The organism is Heyndrickxia sp. FSL K6-6286 (assembly GCF_038630395.1).
Taxonomy (GTDB): Bacteria; Bacillota; Bacilli; order Bacillales; family Bacillaceae_C; genus Heyndrickxia; species Heyndrickxia oleronia.
Window position 1 is genome coordinate 1,195,895 of the sequence record NZ_CP152029.1, and the last position, 22,053, is coordinate 1,217,947.

A 22,053-nucleotide genomic window follows, 5' to 3' on the forward strand; every position below is an offset into this window, starting at 1 on the left:
ACAAATTTATCAATACATCCGATATAATAGAGGTACAAGTATACATTAGGAGGATGACCCTGATGCCTGAACTAGAAAACTGTCCGAAATGCGGAAATCTCTATTTAAAAAACAATATACGTGATGTATGTGGATCATGCTATAAAGAAGAAGAAAAACTTTATGATATCGTCTATAAATTTTTACGAAAACGGGAAAATCGTTCTGCTACAACAGAAACAGTTGTTGAAGAAACAGGTGTAGAGGAGGAGTTACTCTACAAATGGGTACGAAAAGGACGCTTACAGCTTGCCCAATTTCCTAACCTCGGCTACCCATGTAGTAAATGTGGCACTTTAATTAGAACTGGCAAGCTCTGTTCAAGCTGTGCAGGCAAAATAAAAAATGACCTTGAAGTACTTGATAAAGAAGAAAAGCGCAAAGAGGAAATAAGAAATCGGACCTATTATAGTCAAAATTAATAGGTGAAGCGAAAGTCCTATCAATTGGATCCAAACCTATCGTTTGGATTTTTTTTAATAGGAGAGTTTTTAAAGTTTAAGAGGTCCTGATCTGTCTAGTGCAAAACGTATTGATACGCATTAACCCTGCAGTAATCGGGCTGTGCTTTTTCTCTCGTGAAGCCTAAGAAGTAGAATCAAGCTTGTCAAATTCCACTCATACATGCCCTATTGAACAAGTACTTATTCTTTTTCTAATTATTGGGCAAAATCTACTATAAAAGTTTTTCCATTTTATCCGATATAATAAATATACAAGGGATACGTTCGAACGAAAGGGGCGTAAAAATTATGAAAATCAACAATTACGGTACACACGGAATTAATCCATATAAAAAACAAATGAATAAATTTGAACAAGCGAATAAGAGCGGAAAACAAACAGATAAAGTGGAAATATCTTCGAATGCGAAGGATATGCAAACTTCTACTATTGAACAGGCTCGTCGTGCAAAAGTCGAACAATTAAAAATCGAAGTACAAAATGGTCAATATAAAGTCAACCCAGAGCTAATAGCTAAAGGTATCAAAAACTTTTATCAAGGAAAATAGAAAGGAGGGTTCTCCATGTCCACTTCCACTGAAACGCTTATCGAGGCTTTAGAAAAACTATACCAACTTCATGAAAAACTTTATGAACTCTCCGAAACAAAAACAGAAATCATCAAAAAAGGGGATATGGAAGGCCTCCAAAAAATGCTCAAGGACGAACAAACCTTTGTTGCAGCCATTAATACGATGGAAAGACAACGGCAAGAGGCTGCTAAACAACTATTAGGCAAATCCGAAGCAACAGAAATCACCCTAACCAACTGCATAGAAGCAGTAACAGGGAATGACAAGAAAATACTTAATGAACTGAAAGAGAAGATTTGGTCAGTAGTCAATAAATTAAAAGATCGCAATGAATTAAATCAACTACTGATTCATCAAAGCCTTCAATTTGTCAATATGACAATCGATATGATCCAACCCCGACCTGAGTCAATGAACTACGGCAGACCGGATCAAAAAAAGATGAAAAAACAAACAGTATCAACCTTTAATTCAAAAGCATAACATGCTTGCTAATCAAACGGAGGTAACACAATGTTTTCTACATTTCATGGATTAGAAACAGCCAAACGCGGCATGAACACCCAACAATCCGCACTATATGTAACAGGGCAAAATATTTCGAATGCGAATACTTTAGGTTATTCCAGACAACGTGTTAATTTTGAAGCTACAAAGGCATTTCCAACACCTGCAATGAATCGCCCAGATATACCTGGGCAAATGGGAACAGGTGTACAAGCAGGCTCCATCCAACGAATTCGAGAATCTTTCTTAGATATTCAATATCGTGGGGAGAACAATAGATTAGGTTATTGGAACTCAAAAGCGGAATCACTTGCTAAATTAGAGGATATTATGAATGAACCGTCTGACTACGGCCTTGCCGCAACTTTAAGTCAATTTTGGCAATCCTTACATGACTTAAGTACAAATCCGGAGAATGATGGGACACGTTCAGTTGTCTTGCAGCGTGGTGAATCAGTTGCCGAAACTTTTCAATATTTAAGTGAATCGATTTCAGGTAATAAGAAGGATTTAGGGAATGAAGTGGGGGCTACGATTAAGAATATTAACTCCATTCTTAAAAGAATTAGTGATGTGAATAAGCAAATCTCAGATGTAGAACCACATGGATATCTTCCAAATGATTTGTATGATGAAAGAGACCGTTTAGTAGATGAATTATCTGCATTTTTCGATGTTAAAGTTGAAGCAAAACAAAGCGGTGGGAAGCCTTCACCAATTGCTGAAGGAATCTATGATATAAAAATTACGAATCCCAATGGCCAAGAGGTTTATATTGTTCAAGGTTCGAACTATAGTCCAGTAGAAATCTCTGGAGGTACCGACAGTGATGGCGATGGTATATTGGACCAGCCACCGAATACTGGTTTTATTACTTCTATTTCCTTTGCTGGAACAAAAGTAGACTTTGCAAACGATAAAGGTGAAATAGGTCTGTCCCAAGGAAAATTAAGAGCCCTTATAGAAAACTACGGATATCAATATGACACGGTTGATAAAAATAATAATCCAATAACAGTAGAAAAAGGGATCTATCCGGAAATGCAAGACCAATTAGATAAACTTGCTTTTACGTTTGGCACACTTTTTAACGAGGTCCATACAAAGGGATATGATTTAAATGGAAAGCAAGGTGAAAATTTCTTTCTTTTTGATAATATGACAGATTATAAGGGTGCAGCAAAAACAATAAAAGTTAATAGCAAAATTACAAACGACATGATTGCTGCAGCTTCAGCATTAGGGAATAATGGAAATGTCGAGGCTGGAAATGGTATGAATGCCCTTAATCTTGCGAATGTTCAAGGATATAATCTATTGGATGGAACAGTTATTCAATTGCATGGTTTTACAAATCCTGTAGAAATAAAAATTGGTGCATCCATTGGTGGGGTGGACCTTCCATTTACAACAGGAACAGTAACATCAAACTATCAATCTATTATCGGGAAACTTGGAGTCGAAGCTCAACAAGCAAATAAATTAACCGCAAATACTGCGACACTAACTCAATCAATAGAAGAAAAACGGCAATCAGTTAGTTCAGTATCCATTGATGAAGAATTCATTAATATGATTAAATTCCAACAAGCATATAATGCATCAGCACGGAACATTACAATTGTTGATGAAATGTTAGATAAAATTATTAATGGCATGGGTCTTGGTGGAAGATAGGAGCGTGAAATAGTATGCGTGTAACTCAATCAATGTTATCTAACAATTTTTTAAATAATATGGGTAAATCTTATGAAAAAATGGGAAAAATAACGGAACAAATGTATACACAGAAAAAAATAACTCGTCCTTCGGATGATCCAGTTGTTGCGATGAAAGGTGTATTCTACCGTACAAATTTAAAAGAGGTAGAGCAGTTTAAAAGAAACTTTACAGAAGCACATAATTGGATTGACAACACCGATGCTGCCCTCGATCAAGCGACCAAGGTTATGCAGAGAATTCGAGATTTAACCCTACAAGCAGCAAATGGTACATTAGATGGTGCTGAAAGGAATGCCGTAGGAAAAGAAGTGGAGCAATTACGTGATCAATTGGCGGAAATTGGTAATACAAAAGTTGGAGATAAATTTTTATTTAATGGAACTGATACAACGAATGCGCCAGTTGTAGATGTTACAACGATTCCAGCAGATGTATCGCAAAATACAAATCCAGTGAAATTAGAGTTATCAAAAGGCTCTTATATACAGGTGAATACAGAAAATCCTTTAACATCGGATATATTTGATCAATTGAATCAATTAATTGATAAATTGGATCCAAATAATACAAATCCGAATTTTGATTCAGATTTAGGCAATCTTGATGCCGGAATAAATAAAATTTTAAACGCTCGGTCGACATTAGGAGCACGCAGCAATCGTATCGAATTAATGGAAGACCGTATTGATCAACAAGGTATTAATGCAACATCCATGATGTCAAAAAATGAAGATGCTGATATGGAGAAAGTAATTACTGATTTAGTAACCCAAGAGGCAGTTCAACGCGCATCATTGGGAATGGGAGCAAGAATTATACAACCAACTTTATTAGACTTTTTACGTTAAAGAGCTATTCATTCATGGATAGCTTTTTTCTCTAGGAGGAAAAAATAATGAACTTTCCACAAATAAGATTACAATCACAAAATGCTTTAATTGAGATGACAACAACACTTAGTAAACAATCGATTGAGCAGCCATCCGCCGTTTTAGATTTACAACAGCCAAAAGCTGAGTTAACAATCAATAGAACACCATCAATGCTGTCAATTGACCAATCTGAGGCAAGAGCGGATGTCGATTTGAAATCAATTCGAAAAAGAGTAGAGGAATTTGCCAGAAACGGATATCAAGATTGGTTGAATGGATTAGCAAGAAAGGCCCAAGATGGGAATGAATTAATGAGAATTGAAAAACACGGAAATGCTATTGCTAATATTTCAAAGAGGAATAGTGAAAGACCCACATATGATTTTAATATAGGATTTGTTCCTAAGGCGGGTAGTGTGAAAATAGACTTTGAACCTGGAAAAGTTGATATCGAATGGAAAACACATAAGCCAATTAACCAAACACGCGCCCAAAAGCCGATTATAGATTATCAGCCGGGGAATGTTATAATCGGGATGAAACAATATCAAAGCTTGAAGATTGACTTTGTAAATTTGAAATATGTAGGATTTAATTTTGAGCAAGAAATTTAGGGGTGATCCAATGAAAATACATACAAGATATCACGGACAAATAGATATTTCAGAGCAGGAAATCTTATACTTTCAGAATGGAATACCTGGTTTTCCTGATGAAGAACAATTTATCATATTAGCATTACCAAACCAGGACCTTTTTTCAGTGTTGCAATCGATTGGTACAGCTGATTTAGCGTTTATCATAACAAATCCATTCTATTTCATCGATAACTATCAATTCAAATTGGATCAGGCTACGATTGATCAGCTAGAAATAGAAACTGATGTAGGAATTAGCGTGCTTGGGATTGTCACAGTACATGAACCATTTGAAAAAACAACCGCTAATTTGCAAGCACCCATCGTGATTAATACAAAAAACAATTTAGCCAAACAGGTCATCTTAAATGATTCAATATACAAAATTAAACACCCACTTTTCGGGCAGTCGGTAAAGGGGTGAAAAAATGTTAGTCTTAACAAGAAAAAAGGGCGAAATCATTCAGATTGGGAATGATATTGAAATTACAATTACGAATATTATTGGAGACCAAGTGAAAATAGGTATTTCCGCACCAAAAAATATAGAAATTCACCGAAAAGAAATTTATTTAGAAATTCAGGACGAAAATGCCAATGCATCAAAAAATATCTCTCATTTAATCGATCTCCTAGCAAATGCAAAAAAAGATTAATTTTTTTTTCGAGAACTATTAAACCTTTGCAAATCCCGTCGATATAAATAATGTAAGCGAGAAGTAAAAGGTCGGCCGACTTTTACTTCTTTCTAAAATCAAATTAAGTTCACAAGGATGTGAACTTCAAATTCAAGGAGGAAAATAAAATGATTATCAATCATAATATTGCAGCTTTAAATACTCATCGTCAATTAACTGGTGCTACAAATGCACAAGCGAAATCAATGGAAAAGTTATCATCCGGTCTTCGTATCAACCGTGCCGGTGATGATGCAGCTGGTCTTGCAATTTCTGAAAAAATGCGTGGACAAATTCGCGGTTTAGACCAAGCATCTCGTAATGCTCAAGATGGTATCTCTTTAATTCAAACTGCTGAAGGTGCATTAAACGAGACTCATTCTATTCTACAACGTATGCGTGAACTTTCTGTACAAGGTGCAAATGATACAAATACTGCTGAGGATCGTACAGCGATTCAAGAAGAATTTGATGCACTTGTTAATGAAATTGATCGTATTAGTACTACTACAGAATTTAATACACAAAAGCTTTTAAGTGGTGGAATTACTGGTACAGTATTCCAAATCGGTGCTAATAGTGGACAAACACTTACAATTGCTATTGCTGATATGGGTGCTGGTAATCTTGGTGTAGATGCATTGACTGTTAATAATAATGCTAACTCTAATGCTGCAATTGTTGCAATAGATTCAGCTATCAGCTCTGTATCTACACAACGTTCTAAACTTGGTGCATTACAAAACCGTTTAGAACATACAATTAACAACTTAGGAACTTCTTCTGAAAACCTTTCTGCTGCTGAATCTCGTATTAGAGATGTTGATATGGCAAAAGAAATGATGGAGCAAACGAAAAACTCTATTCTTTCTCAAGCTGCACAAGCAATGTTAGCACAAGCAAATCAACAACCTCAAGGGGTATTACAATTACTTCGTTAATTGGATATAATAAAGAATAGATAGCCAAATGGCTATCTATTCTTATATTAGGAGGCAATTATGTTATATATCAATGGCAAATTATTAACTGGGGATAAAAATCAACAAAATAGGGTTGATCTAGTTAATCAGTATTTATCAGAAAATGATGAAGTGATTATTGATAAAAACGGCAACTATTTAAATAATTATGAAATTACCCAAGTACTTTTAGAAGAAGTTGTGAATATAAAAACAGTAAAATCTTCTAGCTTAGCAGTTAATTTCATCTCGGACTTAGAGAAGTATGTGAATAAAGTGGAAAATTATATTGAAGATGTAAGGGAAAAGGAAGAATATCATTCATTGAGTGTGAATTTTGTCGATACAATGGAATCGTTTATAGAAATTTCAAAGATTCAAAAATATTATCATGTTTCGATTGTTAATGAAAAGTTTTTTGACATGTTACTAGCTAAAGCTGAGGAACGGATGAAAGAAGGAAATCTAGAATATCTACTCGATTTATTAGAATATGAAGTTTTACCAAAGTTAGAAGAATTATTAGCTGCAATTAAAGAGGAGAATAGTAATGGATTACCATATCATTAAAGGTATTGCAGATGATTCTACAGAAGTTTATATATTTGAAAATGAACTTGCAAAGGTACCCCTTAATTCTCTCTATTCACCTGAAAGGGAAGCAGAACGGTTTATTAAGAAAATCGAGCAAAATGGTGGGGTTTTAATTATTATAGGTTTAGGTAACGGAATACTTTTGGAAAAAATAGTAAATAATGCAATTGATGAAAAGTTTGCGGCAATTATATTTATTGAGCCATTAAAAGACGTTATGATTAATAATGATCATATATCTTTAATTAAACAACACAAAAATATTGCTTATTATAGTATCAATACGTTTACTCCAATTAACTTTGCGACTATTATTGGTAAGTTCGGTTCAATTCCATTTTCTATTAAATTACATCCTAATTACGAAAAAATTGACTCGACGCTAACAAAAAAACTTATAGCTGAAATAAAAGAAGGAATAGAAGCAAGACAAATTATTAATAATACTGAAATGAGGTTTGCTTTAGACTGGGTAATTGAGCCATTATTAAATATTCAATTTATAAATAGTAGTATAAATATTAAACAATTAAAGAATAAATTTAAGGGTGAAAGGGCAATATTAGTTGCCGCTGGACCTTCATTAGAGAATAATCTTAATACTATAGAAAAATTAAGAAAATCGGCTTATATCTTCTCAGTTGGATCCGCTTTGCGTGTTTTAATTGATTCAAATATTGAACCGGACTTCGTAACAACTATTGATTCAAGTGATGTGAATTTTTATACACATTTTAAAGACGTAAATTATAATGGAATCGTTATTTTCGAAACTAGGTCTAATTCCAATATCCAAAAGAACCATAATGGCACATTAATTGTAACTACGGCTGAGAATGATTTTGTCACAAAGCAATATTCTTCAGATTTATACACGTTCAAACCTTCCCCTTCTGTTGCTGTGTTCACACTACAGGTTATTGAATATTTAGGTTTCTCAGAAGTCTTTTTAATAGGCCAGGATTTATCCCTTATAAATGGTGATTATTATGCCTCAGGAGTTAAAATGCATGAAGGAGCTTTAAATCAGGAAGTGGAGTTATTCGTGGAGAGCAATCAAGGGAATCCAGTTGGAACTACCCGGTCATTAAAAATCTTTTTAGATACATTTGAGGGTTTGATTAAAACATTTAAGAATGGTATGAAGATATACAATCTTTCTGAGTATGGAGCAAAAATACAGGGAAGTACTTTCTTATCACCAAAATTAATTGGAGACCTTCCCCCACGTCATGAAATAACAATTAATGATAATAAAATTAGTACTGAGACTGATGGAAAATCATTTATTCATCTCCTTTTAGAAAATATGAATAAAATAAAGTTAGAACTAAAAATAGCTGAAAAGCAAATAAATAATCTTCATAGGAGTGGCGTGATTTCCAAAGAAGATATGAAATTAGTAACGAAAAAATTTAAGAAATTAGCAAGCAATAAAATTTTGAATGAAATTATCATGTCTAATTTAACATTTGTTTTTAATCAAGTTAGCAATAAATTTAAATTTTTTAATCATGAAGAAAATTATACGAGTGAAAATTTAATGCTTCTCACGAAAGAATTATTAAATTTTTATCATATCGTTATAAAATATATTGAAGAGGTCTTGCAAGATGATAGAATTGCATCACTGGTAAATAAACCTAAATAATGACACTCTAAAAAATGTTGATAGAAATAAATACGATCTTAGAAATATAAAAACCTTAGCCTAATCAGTGAACTGACCCGTTAAAATGAGACTTAGAAAAAACACCTATGCTGCCTGTCCCCTGTATTCCAGTGGGGACAGGTAGTTTAATTTTGCCTGAATTCGTACATGATTATATCGATACATGTATTGATTTACAATTTGTACTACTTTAGAATTGGATATAGATGCTCTACTTTGAGCGTTGAATCCTTCCGACTTTAGCGAGGAGTGAAAGGATTCAATGACGGCATTATCATGGCAGTTTCCTTTTCGAGACATGCTTGTGGTAATGCCTTTTTCTTTGGCCAAATTCTGATATGCATGTGAAGTATAGACAGATCCCTGGTCGCTATGAAGAAGTAACCCTACTGGTTTACGTAATTCTACAGCTTCCCTCAATGTGTCTAATACTAGGTTAATATCTTGGCTCGTACCTATTTTGTAAGCCACTATTTCGTTGTTATATAAGTCCATAATCGTTGATAAATATAACATAGTCGAGCCATAAGGTAAGTAGGTAATGTCGGTTACCCATTTTTCATTTAATCGGCTTGCTTTAAAATTACGATTGAGAGTGTTCGGCACAATAATATTACTCTCACCACAAATGTACTTTTGTCGCTTCTTCTTAACTTGACACTGAATCTCAAACTTTTGCATAATTTTTTGTACAGTTTTGCGGTTTACATTTATCCCATACTTTCTGTTTAAGATGGATTTAATTTTACGATGACCATAGTGATAGAAGTTTTTCTTACACAGCTTGATTACTAGCTCTTCTAATGAAGTTAGCTCAACTTTTTTATACTTCTTTTTCCAACGGTAATATGTTGACTTAGGTATGCCTAATACTCCAAGAATATCAATTATTTTAAAAGTGGCTGAGAGTTCTTCTACAACTTGGACAATGACTCGTGGCTCCAACTCCTTTCGATCTCCTGGTACTTTTTTATAATTGCCAATTGAGCCTCTAGCTGTTTATTCTTTAGTTTTAATTCTTCTAGCTCACTCATTTCCTCCGATTCTTTACCGTAGGAATATTGTTTTCCAACTTGTTGCGAAAATCGATAGGTTTGGCCTGTTTTGTACCATCGCATCCATGTTTTAATTTGAGTCTTATTTTTTATCCCCAGTTGTTCCATTATTTCTTTGTTTGTCATTCCAGCTTGTTTCATTTTAATTACTTCCCATTTTACTTCTTCTGCGTAATGTACTCTTGTGCCCATAGAAAAACACCCTCCTAAGAATCATATTGTATTAATACGATTCAGGGGGTGTTTTTTCCTTGTCTCATTTATTTGGGTCTCTCCATCAGATGGACTAAGGTTTTTTATTATTGGTTATTAAATAAGTTTAAACAATTAATAATAAGTATATTGTATAGAAGAAGTACCACCATTAAGTTCCGCAATTATATCTACAGTTTTTGCTGTATTTATTGATGGCATTTTTATTCTAATTCGAGTTGGCGCTAAATAGGTGACAGGAACATCAATTCCATCGACAGAAACTTTCATAGATGGATTGAAATTTGTTCCGTATACTGTAACCAAGTTACCACCTTTTAAAGGTCCACTATTAGCAGAAAGACTAGTTATCGTTGCTACTAAACCTTCATAAGTATAGCCATTGTTTAAAGTAAATTCTTGACCATCGGCATTCATTACTTTTACATTGACAATCCCAATGCTATTTGAAGGTGTTTCAACAATGATTTCGGAACTAGATACAAACTTTTTAACAATTCCTAATCTATCACCGAAATATACCTTTGTATACTGTGTGAAATTCTGACCCTTAATTGTTACTAATTCCTTTCCGTTAACAGATCCTGTAGAGGCAGATATTTCAGTTATTACAGGAGCCGGATCGGGAATCGGTTCTGTATATGTAAAACCATTAGCAAGTGTAGATGATTGATTATCTGGGTTTGTTAATGTAACATCAACTGTACCAGCTACAGCGCTTTTAGGAACCTTAACTCGTATTTTACTAGTTGTAACAAAATCAATAGGAACTTCTATATTACCAAAACTAACTTTTGCTGAAGGAGCTATATTGTTTCCGAAAATATAGATGGTCTTTTCTTCATTAATTAATATTTCATTTAAGCTTAATGAAGTTATTTCTGGAGCAGGTGCTGGCGGTGGTGCCTTGTATTCAAAAATATTATTAAGTTCGGATGTCGTTCCATCAGGGTTCTCCACTTTAATAGTAACGAAACCTGCTGTATCTCCCTCCGGAACAATAACCCTGATTTTACTTGAGTTTGCAAAATAATTCACAGTTGCTTCCTTATCACCAAAATAAACCTTTACTGCACGATTGAAGTTTTCACCTAATAAATATACTTGCTTTCCGCCTTTTAAGAGATCGGATGAATCACTTAGACTTGTTAGCTTCACAGCTGGTGGAGTTGGTGGTTCTAGATATTCATAGCTTTCAACTAACTGTGCTGATGTTCCATCAGGGTTTTCCACCTTTACATTTACCTTTCCGAATGTAGTAGATGATGGAATGACAACATATAACTTGCTAACTGTACTGTATGTCGTAGCTGCTAATTGATCATTAATATATACTTTTGATCCAGGTAGGAAGTTCGTACCAATAACTGTTGCCTTATTACCACCTTCAATTGGTCCATTATTTGGAGTTATTTGCGTAATAGTTGGATACGCATAATAAAGAAAATCATTGGTAGCAAATTGCCCATCAGGATTTTGGACTTTTATTTGAGTTGTACCTTGAGCCCCCGGTGGTGTAACAACTTTGATTTCCTTATCAGTAATTGATTGAACGGTAGCTTCAGTGTTACCAAAGAATACTTTCGAATCTTGTCTAAATTTATCACCGTGAATAGTGACTTCCTCGCCGCCAGCTGTAAGACCTTTATTTGGTTCAACAGATGTAATAACTGGTTTTGGATAATTCACTGTTACTGTAGGATTGGTTACAATATTATTATAGTGATTCTTATCAAAATCACTATATTCAATAGCGGTGTTTCCGATAGAATATTTCCCTAATGCTGTAGATTTTTTTACTCTAACTTTATATTTCAAAGTTAGCGCATCACTTTTTAATTCTTTAATATTCCATGTTAATGTGTTGCCATTTACAGTTGGCTGGGGAATATTTTCATTATAACTTTGTCCAACAAATTCAAATTCTGGTGCTAAAGTGTCTGTGATTTTTACATCATATGCACTTGCTACACCAATTTCTTCAGCGATTTTCTTATAAATTTCAGGAATCCCAACGGATCCTAATACAAAATGGTGGTGAGCTGCAGAAGTTGCCATTTCCTTTAATAGTGCATTTGGTGCACTTTTATCAGGGTCTTCATTTTTGTCTAGGACAGCAATTGAATAGAAGTTGATCCCTGCATTTTTGGCAGCGGTTGCACTTTGTTTGGCAGCATTATAATCATTAGCGGCCCCATCCGTTAAGATAATAATGGTTGGTTGTACATCAGGTCTATGATTTGCTAATAGTGATGTTGCTAAATTTACAGCACCACTTGTATTTGTTGACCCGGCAAGTTTTATATTACCAATATAGGACTTTAAGCTACTGGCATCTGTAGAAAGTGGCATCGATTGTGCAGTATCACTGAAATCAACAATACCTACTCGGTGAACATTTAAATCGATAATATCGATAAAACTTTGTGCAGCTGTTTTTGCCGCTTCTAGACGATTATCAGATGACATACTTCCGGATTTATCAATAATAAGAATAATATCATTTGGTCTAATATTTGTTGTCTGCTGCGGCGTGCCTTTTATATTTAATGTAACCTCAGCTTCATCATCAGATGAAAGTTTAGATAAATCAATACTCTTTGTTGCTTCTACCAAATTAGTAGATCTTGTTGCTGCAGAAGAATGTATCGGTGTTAGTCCGCTAATAATTAAAAGGCAAATTACTGAGACTAACAATGATTTAAACAGCCTCTTCTTCATAATATTTCCTCCTTTGAATAATTTTATAAATCTAGTAATATTATAATAGTAGAATAAAAGAATTACCAGTCTATTTATAGGAAAAAAATACTATATCTTTTTTATAAAAAGACGATATATATAATGACATGGATGATAAAATAGAGAAATAGAAGGAAGTTTTAAGAATGGATAAGGAGAAAAAGTCATGAGTAGTAATAAAGTATTAGTGACTGGGGCTGATGGATTCATTGGTTCCCATCTTACAGAGGAGCTAGTTAAAAAGGGATATTCCGTAAAAGCATTTGTTTATTATAATTCTTTTAATTCCTACGGCTGGTTAGATACTATATCAGAAAAGGTAAAAAAAGAAATCGAATTTTTTTCAGGAGATATTAGAGATCCTTTTGGTGTGAAAGAGGCAATGATAGGCTGTGACCGTGTTTTACACTTAGCTTCACTAATTGCAATTCCCTATTCCTATCATTCTCCAGCTACATATATAGATACAAATATTAAAGGAACTTTGAATGTATTACAAGCTGCTAGGGAATTGAATATTGCCAAAGTTGTACACACTTCAACAAGTGAGGTTTATGGCACCGCTTTATATGTTCCCATTGATGAAAATCATCCATTGCAAGGGCAATCCCCGTATTCTGCATCAAAAATTGGCGCTGATCAACTTGCATTATCTTTCTACCGTTCATTTGAAACACCAGTTGCAATTGCACGTCCATTTAATACTTATGGTCCGAGACAATCGGCTAGAGCGGTTATACCGACGATTATAGCGCAATTAGCATCGGGAACAAGAAATATTCAATTGGGTTCGATTCATCCAACAAGAGATTTTAACTATATTAAGGACACAGTAGATGGTTTCATTGCTGTTATGAATCATGGGAATTCCATAGGTGAAGTGATTAACTTAGGAAGTAATTATGAAATCTCAATTGGTGAAACAGCGAATTTGATTGCGGAAGTCATGGGTGTGAAAATAGAAATAAAAACAGATGACCAACGTTTACGTCCGGAAAAAAGTGAGGTAGAACGTCTCTGGGCTGAAAATAAAAAAGCAAAGCAATTACTCTCTTGGGAACCTAAGTATAGAGGGAAAGAGGGTTTAAGGCGTGGTCTTCGGGAAACGATTGACTGGTTTATGGATAAAAGAAATCTAGCTTCGTATAAGGCAGATGAATACAATATATGAAAATTCAGGTAGAAATATTAGCTCAAAAAATTAAAAAACTGAATATGACAAAAGATTTTATTCCTTTGCACGAGCCGACACTTAATGGAAGAGAAAAGGATTTCGTTATAGACTGCATTGAAACGGGGTGGGTTTCTTCTGTTGGGAAATATGTGAATGATTTTGAAAATTCATTGGCCGCGTATACAGGGGTAAAGAGAGCTGTGGCTGTTGTTAATGGAACAGCAGCACTCCATATCGCTTTAAAAATTGTCGGTGTTGAACCGATGGATGAGGTACTTATCCCATCTTTAACTTTCATAGCAACAGGAAATGCTGTAGCTTATTGCCAGGCTATACCTCATTTTGTGGATGTTTCATCACAAACACTTGGTGTTGATCCCGTGAAGCTTGAAGCTTATTTAAGAGATATATCAATTATAAAGAATGGAGCTTGCGTGAATAAAAACACAGGTAATCGAATAAGAGCAATTGTACCGATGCATACTTTTGGCCATCCAGTAAATATAGAACCTTTATTAGCGGTATGTGCAAAATATCAAATTATTGTTGTTGAAGATTCCGCTGAATCATTGGGCTCATACTATAAAGGAGTTCATACAGGAAATTTTGGAGTTGTTGCTGCTATGAGTTTTAATGGCAATAAGATTATTACTACTGGTGGCGGAGGGGCCATTCTAACTAATGATGAAGAATTGGCAAATTATGCAAAGCATTTAACGACAACAGCAAAGGTACCGCATCAATGGGAATTTGTACATGATGAAGTTGGCTATAATTATCGCATGCCAAATATAAATGCCGCTATAGGCTGTGCCCAGTTAGATCAATTATCTTTATTTATCAAAAATAAGCGCAAATTGGTCCATAAATATGAAAAAATAATTGAAGAAGTTAAAGGCATTAAACTTTTTAAGGAACCACCATTTGCAACAAGTAATTATTGGCTACAAACACTACTGATAGATGACCAAAAATATTCTTTAGATATGGTTTTAAGGACTTTAAATGAAAATGGAGTCATGGCAAGACCAGCATGGACCCCTCTACATAAATTAGAACCTTACAAAAAATGTCCTAAATCTGATTTATCTATGACTGAAAAATTAGTGAAACAGATTGTAAACATACCAAGTAGTCCATACTTAGGAGAGTAAAAAAGTGAAGAAAAGGAAAATTTGTGTTGTAACAGGAACAAGAGCTGAATATGGGTTGTTATATTGGTTAATGAAAGAAATACAAAAAGATCCCGAGTTAGAACTACAAATTATTGTAACTGGAATGCATTTATCTCCAGAGTTTGGTTTAACTTATAGGCAGATTGAAAGTGATGGTTTTATCATAAATAAAAAAGTTGAAATGTTGCTATCGTCAGATACATCGGTTTCTATTGTAAAATCCATGGGTTTAGGAATAATCGGTTTATCCGACGCAATTTCATCCTTAAAACCGGATATATTAATCATTTTGGGGGATCGCTTTGAAGCATTAGCAGCTGCTCAAACTGCACTAATTTTAAAAATACCAATTGCTCATTTACATGGTGGTGAAAAAACTTATGGTGCATATGATGATTCAATTAGACATGCTATTACTAAAATGAGTTATATTCACTTTGTATCGACTGAGGGGCATAGAAATAGGGTAATACGGCTTGGTGAACAACCTAATAGAGTGTTTAATGTAGGAGCTCCTGGTATCGAAAATATCATGAAATTAAAGCTTTTAAGTAAAGCAGAGTTAGAGGAATCATTAAATATGCACCTTAATAAACCAGTTTTTCTTATTACTTATCATCCAACGACTTTAAGCACTGATCCTTTAGAAGGTATTAATGAACTTCTGACTGTTTTAAACGAATTTGAGTGTGCAACAATGATATTTACAAAAGCAAATGCAGATAATGATGGAAGAAAAATCAACGAATTAATTAGTCATTTTGTAACTGAAAATCCTCGGAAAAGAAAAATATTTGATTCTTTAGGGCAGCTTCGATATTTAAGCCTTCTTAAATATGCGGATATAGTAATCGGAAATTCATCGAGTGGACTTTTGGAAGCACCATATTTGAATACCCCGACAGTTAATATAGGGGATCGGCAAAAAGGACGCGAAAGACCTCTATCAGTCATAGATTGTTTACCTAACATGAATCAAATCCGAAGTGCAATTAAGAAAGCTTTGAATTATCAAGTTAACAATGAAAATTCAATCAGAATATTTGGAGATGGAAATACTTCTGAGAAGATAACTAACATTTTAAAGCAGATAAATATTCAATCTACTATGAAGGAATTTTATGATGGAGATAGATAAAATGAATAAAACATTTATTATTGCGGAAGCAGGTGTTAATCATAATGGTTCATTGGAATGCGCATTTGAACTGATAGATGAAGCGGTAAAAGCTGGTGCGGATGCAATAAAATTTCAAACCTTTAAAACAGAAAAATTAGTAACTAAAACAGTTAAGCAGGCTGAATATCAAAAGAGGAACCTTGGTGGATCTTCTTCACAATATACAATGTTAAAAAAGCTAGAATTGTCTTATGATAACTTCGTCCAACTTAAAAGATATTGTGAAAAGACAAATATTATGTTCCTCTCTACACCATTCGATTCAGAAAGTGTAGATTTTTTAATTCAGGATTTGGGATTAAAGCTAATAAAGATCCCATCTGGTGAAATTACCAATGCTCCTTATTTATACAAAATTGCTAAGCAAGGTGTAAAAGTCATGGTTTCAACTGGAATGGCTACAATAAATGAGATTCATCATGCTCTAGCATTTTTGGCCTATGGCTATGCAAATATAGCAAATGTAACATTTGAAAAGGTAAAAGGGTTTTATCAAACTGCGGAGGCGAAATTACTTCTACAGAAAAATGTTCAATTACTTCATTGTACTACTGAATACCCAACTCCTTTTGAGGATATAAATTTAAATGCAATGGATCAAATGAGAGAGGTTTTTCAGCTTGAAGTTGGCTTATCCGATCATTCAGAAGGCATTTTAGTTCCTATTGCTGCCGCGGCAAAAGAATCGGTAACTATTGAAAAACATTTTACTCTCAATAAAACTTTACCTGGACCAGACCATAAAGCTTCATTGGAACCGTCTGAGTTAAGGGAAATGGTTTATTCCATTCGTTTAATTGAAAATGCCTTAGGACAAAAAGAAAAAGTTCCGACAAAAATAGAACTAAAAAATAAAGAAGTAGTAAGAAAGAGTTTAGTTGCGAATGTAGCTATAAAAAAAGGAGAGCAGTTTTCAATTGAAAACCTTACTGTAAAGCGTCCGGGAACAGGAATTTCACCTTACTATTATTGGGATTATTTGGGGCGAATTGCTAAGGAGGATTATACGGAAGATGAGGTTCTTACTAAATGATGGATAAACCAGTTATTATCATCGGTAATGGAGGACATGCAAAGGTAATAACCGATATTCTATTATTTCAAAATAGGGATATTATTGGTTTTACTGCTCCCCAAAAAGAATCCAATGCTTATCAAATAGCATACCTAGGAAAAGATGAGGCAATACTTCAATTTAAACCTGATGAGATTGAATTGATTAACGGAATAGGTTCAGTAAAAGATACCGAAAATAGAAAAAATATTTATTTGTACTTTAAGTCTTGTAATTATATTTTTTCATCGGTGGTGCATCCCTCGGCACTCATTGCAAATTCAGTTGAACTGGGAGAAGGGGTGCAAATAATGGCAGGTTCTGTTATTCAACCATTTGCAAAAATAGCCGATAATACTATTGTAAATACTTCTGTTAGTATCGATCATGACTGTCACATTGGAAAGCATTGTCACATAGCTCCAGGTTGCACATTTTCAGGTATGGTGTCAATCGGAGATTGTTCCCATATTGGAACGGGAACTACTATTATACAAAATATCAAAATAGGAAGTCATGTATTAATTGGTGCGGGGTCACTAGTTATCCACAATATTGGAAGTAATAAAAAAGCATTTGGAGCACCTGCTAAGGAAGTGTGAGGTTAATGGAAAAGTGGAGAAAAATATGCATTCCACCGAAAACAACGATTATTAGGACGATGGAAATTATTGATAAAACAACGTTGCAATTTGCAGTGGTAGTAGATAATGAAAATCATTTATTAGGGACTGTAACAGACGGGGATATACGTAGAGGAATTTTAAAAGGCCTATCTTTAGAGAGTCCTATTCATGAAGTAATGAATCCATATCCTATATATGCATATAAAGATGAACTTCCATCTCACTATAAGGATATGCTAAAGCAAAGCCATCTTAATCAATTACCAATCGTTGATAATGAGAAACGTGTCTGTTACATTCTATTTTCTGGTGAGATTAATGAAGTAGCGTCTAAAGAGAATTTGGTTGTGCTAATGGCCGGGGGTTTAGGAACAAGACTTCGACCATTAACTAATGATATGCCGAAACCTATGTTAAATATCGGAGATAAACCTATATTGGAAACGATTATTGAAAGCTTTAAAAGCTATGGTTTCAGCAATTTCATTATTACAGTGAATTATAAAAAAGAAATCATAAAAGAATATTTTAAAGATGGAAGTTATTTTGGTGTAAATATTTCTTATATTGATGAGGACAAGAGGCTAGGGACAGCAGGGGCATTATCATTAATGAAACATATACCCACTTTGCCGTTTTTTGTAATGAATGCGGATTTATTGACTAAAATGAATTACGAACAAATGCTATTCTTTCATAATGAAACAAATTCAATGGCAACAATGTGTGTAAGAGAATATGAATATCAAATTCCTTATGGGGTAATTAAAACGGAAAATCATAAGCTACTAGGAATAGAGGAAAAACCAATCAAAAAAAACTTTGTTAGTGCTGGAATATATTTATTGGATCCAAAAGCTATACAGTATATTCCGAAAAATACCTTTTTTGATATGCCTGATCTTTTCAACAAAATAATTAATGAAGAAAAATTGGCAACAGCTTTTCCATTAAGGGAATATTGGATGGATATTGGTAGACTTGATGATTATGAAAAGGCGAATAAAGAATTTAGTGGGGTGTTTTAATGATCGGAGACAAGTCAGTCTTGGCTATTATACCTGCGAGAGGAGGGTCAAAAGGGATTAAACGCAAAAATATTAAAGCTATTGCAGGAAAACCGCTGATTGCTTGGACAATTAAAGAAGCACAAAAATCCCAATATATTGACCGTATAATTCTATCTTCTGAGGATATGGAAATTATAAATGTTGCCAAATCATATGGATGCGAAGTCCCATTTACTCGCCCTATTGAACTAGCACAAGATGATACCCCGGGTGTTTTGCCAGTATTACATGCAATAAAGAAATTAAAAAAATACGACTATATTGTCCTGTTGCAGCCGACATCTCCATTAAGAAAAACAATTGATATTGATTACGCAATTGAATTGCTTTATAAAAAAAATGGAGTCTCTTGTGTATCTGTGACGGAAACGGATAACAGTCCTTATTGGATGTATTATATTGATCAAGAACATAATATGAAATCTATTATTACTGATGGGGATATTCCTATGAGAAGACAGGCAGCTCCGAAAGTATTTTCTTTAAATGGGGCCATTTATGTCTCGGATAGTGATTATTTAATGAAAACGAAAAGTTTAATAACTGATGAAACATTAGCATATATTATGCCATACGAAAGGTCTATCGATATAGATACGGAAATGGACTTTTTATTATGTGACTTACTTTTAACACGATTACAAAATGAATAGTAAAATTGATGAAAGGGCCCTCAGAAATGATATGTACCCCAAAAGTTAGACCTATCAAATCCAACTTTTGGGGTCTTTTTTATAACTTAATAAAAGTGGAAAAGTTTTATTAAATAGGATTAACGAATTTACTATTAAAAGAAAAAAAAAGAAGCCGATATAAATAGTGGACAAATATAAATGTATAGACAACAAAGTATGAAACTTATACACAATTATTATTAATGTGTTAATTAATAAAAATACATATTTTTAAGTTTTGATCCAAAAGAAGGAGTGGATACTATTGGTTAGAATTTCTGGTTTAGCGAGTGGAATGGATATTGATTCCATTGTAAAAGATTTAATGAAGGCTGAAAGTTTGCCTTTAAACAAAATGAAACAGCAAAAACAAATTTTGGAATGGAAACGTGATGGATATCGTGCAATAAATACATTATTTTTGGATTTTCGTAAATCTTTAACCAACATGAAATTATCCTCACAATATCGTGTAAGAAATGCAGTATCAACAAATAATGATTTATTAAGTGCTACCGCTTCAAGTGCAGCATCAATGGCATCAAATACGATTTCCAATGTTAGGCAATTAGCAACTGCCGCTAGCAAAGTAAATGCAGGTACCATTGCTGGTTCATCCTCTAGCAAAATTGATATTAATAAGAGTATGTACGATCAGCAAAATCTTTTTTCAAATTGGGATAGTTCTAGTTGGAAAGAAGGTTCTGTTGAATCAGCGAGGATTACAATTCAAAACCCCTCTAATATTAGTATTCCATTGAATGGGGCAACTTCAATGGACACTGATCCTTCTACTATTAATATTAAAGTAAATGGTACGTCCTATAAAGTAGTCTCGGGAACACCTCAAAATGTAAATGAAGTTTCAGTAGATTCAACGGGGAAGCTTACATTCCATTCATCAGATACAAAGATTAAATCAGGGGCTTCAATTCAAGTTGATTATATAGCAGATTCAAAAACTGAAAAAACCACTTTGAAAAAAGATGCTAAGGGATGGCAATTAAGTAAGAAAAATATTGCATCTGTTGATTCCATCAAAATTGGCAGTGACTCCTATACATTAGGCACTAATACCACAGGAAAAACATACGAACTAACCGGTTCTGCTGGGACAATCGGAACGATCGATTTAGAGACAGGGAAAATTTCATTTTCGGATCCCAATTTTATTAAGGGGGATACTGATATAGAGGTGAAGTATAAAGAGAATTATACTACGTTCAATATTCAAACATTTACTTCAAAGGGCCCTATAAGTCAAAATTTCTTTGTTCAAGGCTCGGACTCATTAAATGCAGTTATGAATAAAGTGAATAGTTCCAGTGTGGGAGTGACAATGTTCTATGATTCATTTTCAGATCGTTTGACTTTAACCCGAAATGAAAAAGGCAATTTTAATGGAAAATCTGCAAATACATTAGATGCTAATGGTGAGCTAATTAAGGATCCTAGTTATGGCATTAATGATTATGAAATTAATACAAGCGGGAGTTTTATTGATAATGTTCTACAATTTGCTGGGGTAAGTGAAACTGGTGGAGAGAATGCTATCTTCGATATAAATGGATTGCAAACGGAAAGGAATTCTAATACATTTGAATCCAATGGTATAACTTATACACTTAAGCAAACATTCAAAGATCCTGTAACAGTTTCAATTAATAATGATAATGATAAGATTTTCGATAATATAAAAGCATTTATTGATCAGTATAATACATTAATTGATACAGTGAATAATACATTGAATGAGGAACGTTTCCGAGATTATAAACCTTTAACAGACGATGAACGTGAACAACTTTCTGATAAACAGCAGGAACAGTGGGAGGAAAAGGCGAAGAGTGGGTTGCTTAAAGGGGACAATATTCTATCAAGTGCTCTTTCACAAATGAGAACACTGTTCTATCAACCTGTAGAAAATTCTTCCGTATCTGAAGCTTATAATCAATTGGCAAAGATTGGTATAAAGACAACTTCAAATTATTATGAAGGTGGAAAGTTAGAAATAAATGAAGCAGCCTTAAGAAAGGCTATCGAGGATGATCCAGGATCCGTAGAGAAGCTTTTTACTTCAACTGGTTCAACAGATTCATCAAAAGGGATTATTAATAGATTATATGATAATGTAACAACAACAATCGATAAATTAAATGCACGAGCTGGAAAGTCTTATTCTACGAACCAACAATTCACAATTGGGAAGGATTTAGATCGTATCGGTAAGCAGATCACTTCCTTTCAGTCTCGCCTAACACAAATAGAAGATAGATATTATCGACAATTTACAGCAATGGAAAAGGCAATACAGAAATCAAATTCACAAATGACCTATTTATTACAGCAGTTTGGTGGAGGACAATAAGT

The 22,053-nt window shown here is 33.9% G+C and carries 21 protein-coding genes; 19 read left to right on the forward strand and 2 right to left on the reverse strand.

The window, feature by feature from the left end:
• Positions 1 to 62: 62 nt before the first annotated feature.
• The 11 genes from MHI39_RS05955 to MHI39_RS06005 all read left to right on the forward strand — a co-directional run bounded on the left by MHI39_RS05955 (position 63) and on the right by MHI39_RS06005 (position 8,699).
• A complete protein-coding gene (locus tag MHI39_RS05955; protein WP_251345382.1) occupies positions 63 to 461 on the forward strand; it encodes a TIGR03826 family flagellar region protein in 399 nt (132 codons plus the stop codon).
• Positions 462 to 791: 330 nt separating this feature from the next.
• Entirely contained in the window at positions 792 to 1,052 is a 261-nt protein-coding gene (flgM, locus tag MHI39_RS05960; RefSeq protein WP_342540894.1) for a flagellar biosynthesis anti-sigma factor FlgM, read from the forward strand.
• A gap of 15 nt (positions 1,053 to 1,067) precedes the next feature.
• Entirely contained in the window at positions 1,068 to 1,559 is a 492-nt protein-coding gene (locus MHI39_RS05965) for a flagellar protein FlgN (protein WP_259549290.1), read from the forward strand.
• A gap of 30 nt (positions 1,560 to 1,589) precedes the next feature.
• Entirely contained in the window at positions 1,590 to 3,260 is a 1,671-nt protein-coding gene (gene flgK / locus MHI39_RS05970; RefSeq protein WP_259549291.1) for a flagellar hook-associated protein FlgK, read from the forward strand.
• A gap of 14 nt (positions 3,261 to 3,274) precedes the next feature.
• Positions 3,275 to 4,153: a flagellar hook-associated protein FlgL gene (flgL, locus tag MHI39_RS05975; protein ID WP_342540895.1), complete on the forward strand. Its 879-nt coding sequence runs from the start codon at positions 3,275 to 3,277 to the stop codon at positions 4,151 to 4,153.
• 47 nt (positions 4,154 to 4,200) lie between these two features.
• Positions 4,201 to 4,791, forward strand: coding sequence for a DUF6470 family protein (locus tag MHI39_RS05980; protein ID WP_259549293.1), 591 nt, complete (start codon positions 4,201 to 4,203; stop codon positions 4,789 to 4,791).
• Positions 4,792 to 4,801: 10 nt separating this feature from the next.
• Positions 4,802 to 5,239 carry a flagellar assembly protein FliW gene (gene fliW / locus MHI39_RS05985; protein WP_259549294.1) on the forward strand — a complete coding sequence of 146 codons (438 nt, stop codon included), beginning with the start codon at positions 4,802 to 4,804 and terminating at the stop codon, positions 5,237 to 5,239.
• Between the two features lie 4 nt (positions 5,240 to 5,243).
• A complete protein-coding gene (gene csrA, locus MHI39_RS05990) occupies positions 5,244 to 5,471 on the forward strand; it encodes a carbon storage regulator CsrA (RefSeq protein ID WP_342540896.1) in 228 nt (75 codons plus the stop codon).
• 149 nt (positions 5,472 to 5,620) lie between these two features.
• On the forward strand, positions 5,621 to 6,433 hold the full coding sequence (locus MHI39_RS05995; RefSeq protein WP_342540897.1) for a flagellin: 813 nt from the start codon (positions 5,621 to 5,623) through the stop codon (positions 6,431 to 6,433).
• Positions 6,434 to 6,493: 60 nt separating this feature from the next.
• A complete protein-coding gene (locus tag MHI39_RS06000) occupies positions 6,494 to 7,024 on the forward strand; it encodes a hypothetical protein (protein WP_259549295.1) in 531 nt (176 codons plus the stop codon).
• Entirely contained in the window at positions 7,005 to 8,699 is a 1,695-nt protein-coding gene (locus tag MHI39_RS06005; RefSeq protein WP_342540898.1) for a 6-hydroxymethylpterin diphosphokinase MptE-like protein, read from the forward strand. The genes MHI39_RS06000 and MHI39_RS06005 overlap by 20 nt, the downstream gene beginning before the upstream one ends.
• A gap of 105 nt (positions 8,700 to 8,804) precedes the next feature.
• On the opposite strand, the gene MHI39_RS06010 is transcribed toward MHI39_RS06005, so the two are convergent.
• Positions 8,805 to 9,967, reverse strand: a protein-coding gene (locus MHI39_RS06010; RefSeq protein WP_085959889.1) for an IS3 family transposase whose coding sequence is annotated in 2 segments (ribosomal slippage) — positions 8,805 to 9,691 and positions 9,691 to 9,967 — 1,164 coding nt in all. Because the reading frame shifts where the segments join, the coding sequence is not laid out codon by codon here.
• Between the two features lie 135 nt (positions 9,968 to 10,102).
• Positions 10,103 to 12,709 carry an IPT/TIG domain-containing protein gene (locus tag MHI39_RS06015; RefSeq protein ID WP_259549297.1) on the reverse strand — a complete coding sequence of 869 codons (2,607 nt, stop codon included), beginning with the start codon at positions 12,707 to 12,709 and terminating at the stop codon, positions 10,103 to 10,105.
• Positions 12,710 to 12,896: 187 nt separating this feature from the next.
• On the opposite strand from MHI39_RS06015, the gene MHI39_RS06020 reads away from it, so the two are divergent.
• From MHI39_RS06020 to fliD, 8 genes are all read left to right on the forward strand, one after another.
• Positions 12,897 to 13,901 (forward strand): NAD-dependent 4,6-dehydratase LegB, encoded by a 1,005-nt coding sequence (locus tag MHI39_RS06020; RefSeq protein WP_259549298.1) that lies wholly within the window; start codon positions 12,897 to 12,899, stop codon positions 13,899 to 13,901.
• On the forward strand, positions 13,898 to 15,058 hold the full coding sequence (locus MHI39_RS06025; RefSeq protein ID WP_259549299.1) for a LegC family aminotransferase: 1,161 nt from the start codon (positions 13,898 to 13,900) through the stop codon (positions 15,056 to 15,058). The genes MHI39_RS06020 and MHI39_RS06025 overlap by 4 nt, the downstream gene beginning before the upstream one ends.
• A 4-nt stretch (positions 15,059 to 15,062) precedes the next feature.
• Positions 15,063 to 16,217, forward strand: coding sequence for a UDP-N-acetylglucosamine 2-epimerase (neuC, locus tag MHI39_RS06030; RefSeq protein WP_342540899.1), 1,155 nt, complete (start codon positions 15,063 to 15,065; stop codon positions 16,215 to 16,217).
• Between the two features lies 1 nt (position 16,218).
• The gene (gene neuB, locus MHI39_RS06035) at positions 16,219 to 17,292 is read left to right on the forward strand and encodes an N-acetylneuraminate synthase (protein WP_342540900.1); all 1,074 of its coding nucleotides are present in this window, start codon (positions 16,219 to 16,221) and stop codon (positions 17,290 to 17,292) included.
• Positions 17,289 to 17,915, forward strand: coding sequence for an acetyltransferase (locus MHI39_RS06040; protein ID WP_259549300.1), 627 nt, complete (start codon positions 17,289 to 17,291; stop codon positions 17,913 to 17,915). The genes neuB and MHI39_RS06040 overlap by 4 nt, the downstream gene beginning before the upstream one ends.
• 5 nt (positions 17,916 to 17,920) lie before the next feature.
• Complete coding sequence (locus tag MHI39_RS06045; RefSeq protein ID WP_342540901.1) at positions 17,921 to 18,967, forward strand: nucleotidyltransferase family protein; 1,047 nt, start codon at positions 17,921 to 17,923, stop codon at positions 18,965 to 18,967.
• Positions 18,967 to 19,662, forward strand: a complete 696-nt coding sequence (locus MHI39_RS06050; RefSeq protein WP_259549301.1) for an acylneuraminate cytidylyltransferase family protein — start codon at positions 18,967 to 18,969, stop codon at positions 19,660 to 19,662. The genes MHI39_RS06045 and MHI39_RS06050 overlap by 1 nt, the downstream gene beginning before the upstream one ends.
• Positions 19,663 to 19,948: 286 nt before the next feature.
• Positions 19,949 to 22,051 carry a flagellar filament capping protein FliD gene (gene fliD / locus MHI39_RS06055; RefSeq protein ID WP_259549302.1) on the forward strand — a complete coding sequence of 701 codons (2,103 nt, stop codon included), beginning with the start codon at positions 19,949 to 19,951 and terminating at the stop codon, positions 22,049 to 22,051.
• Positions 22,052 to 22,053 lie beyond the last annotated feature (2 nt).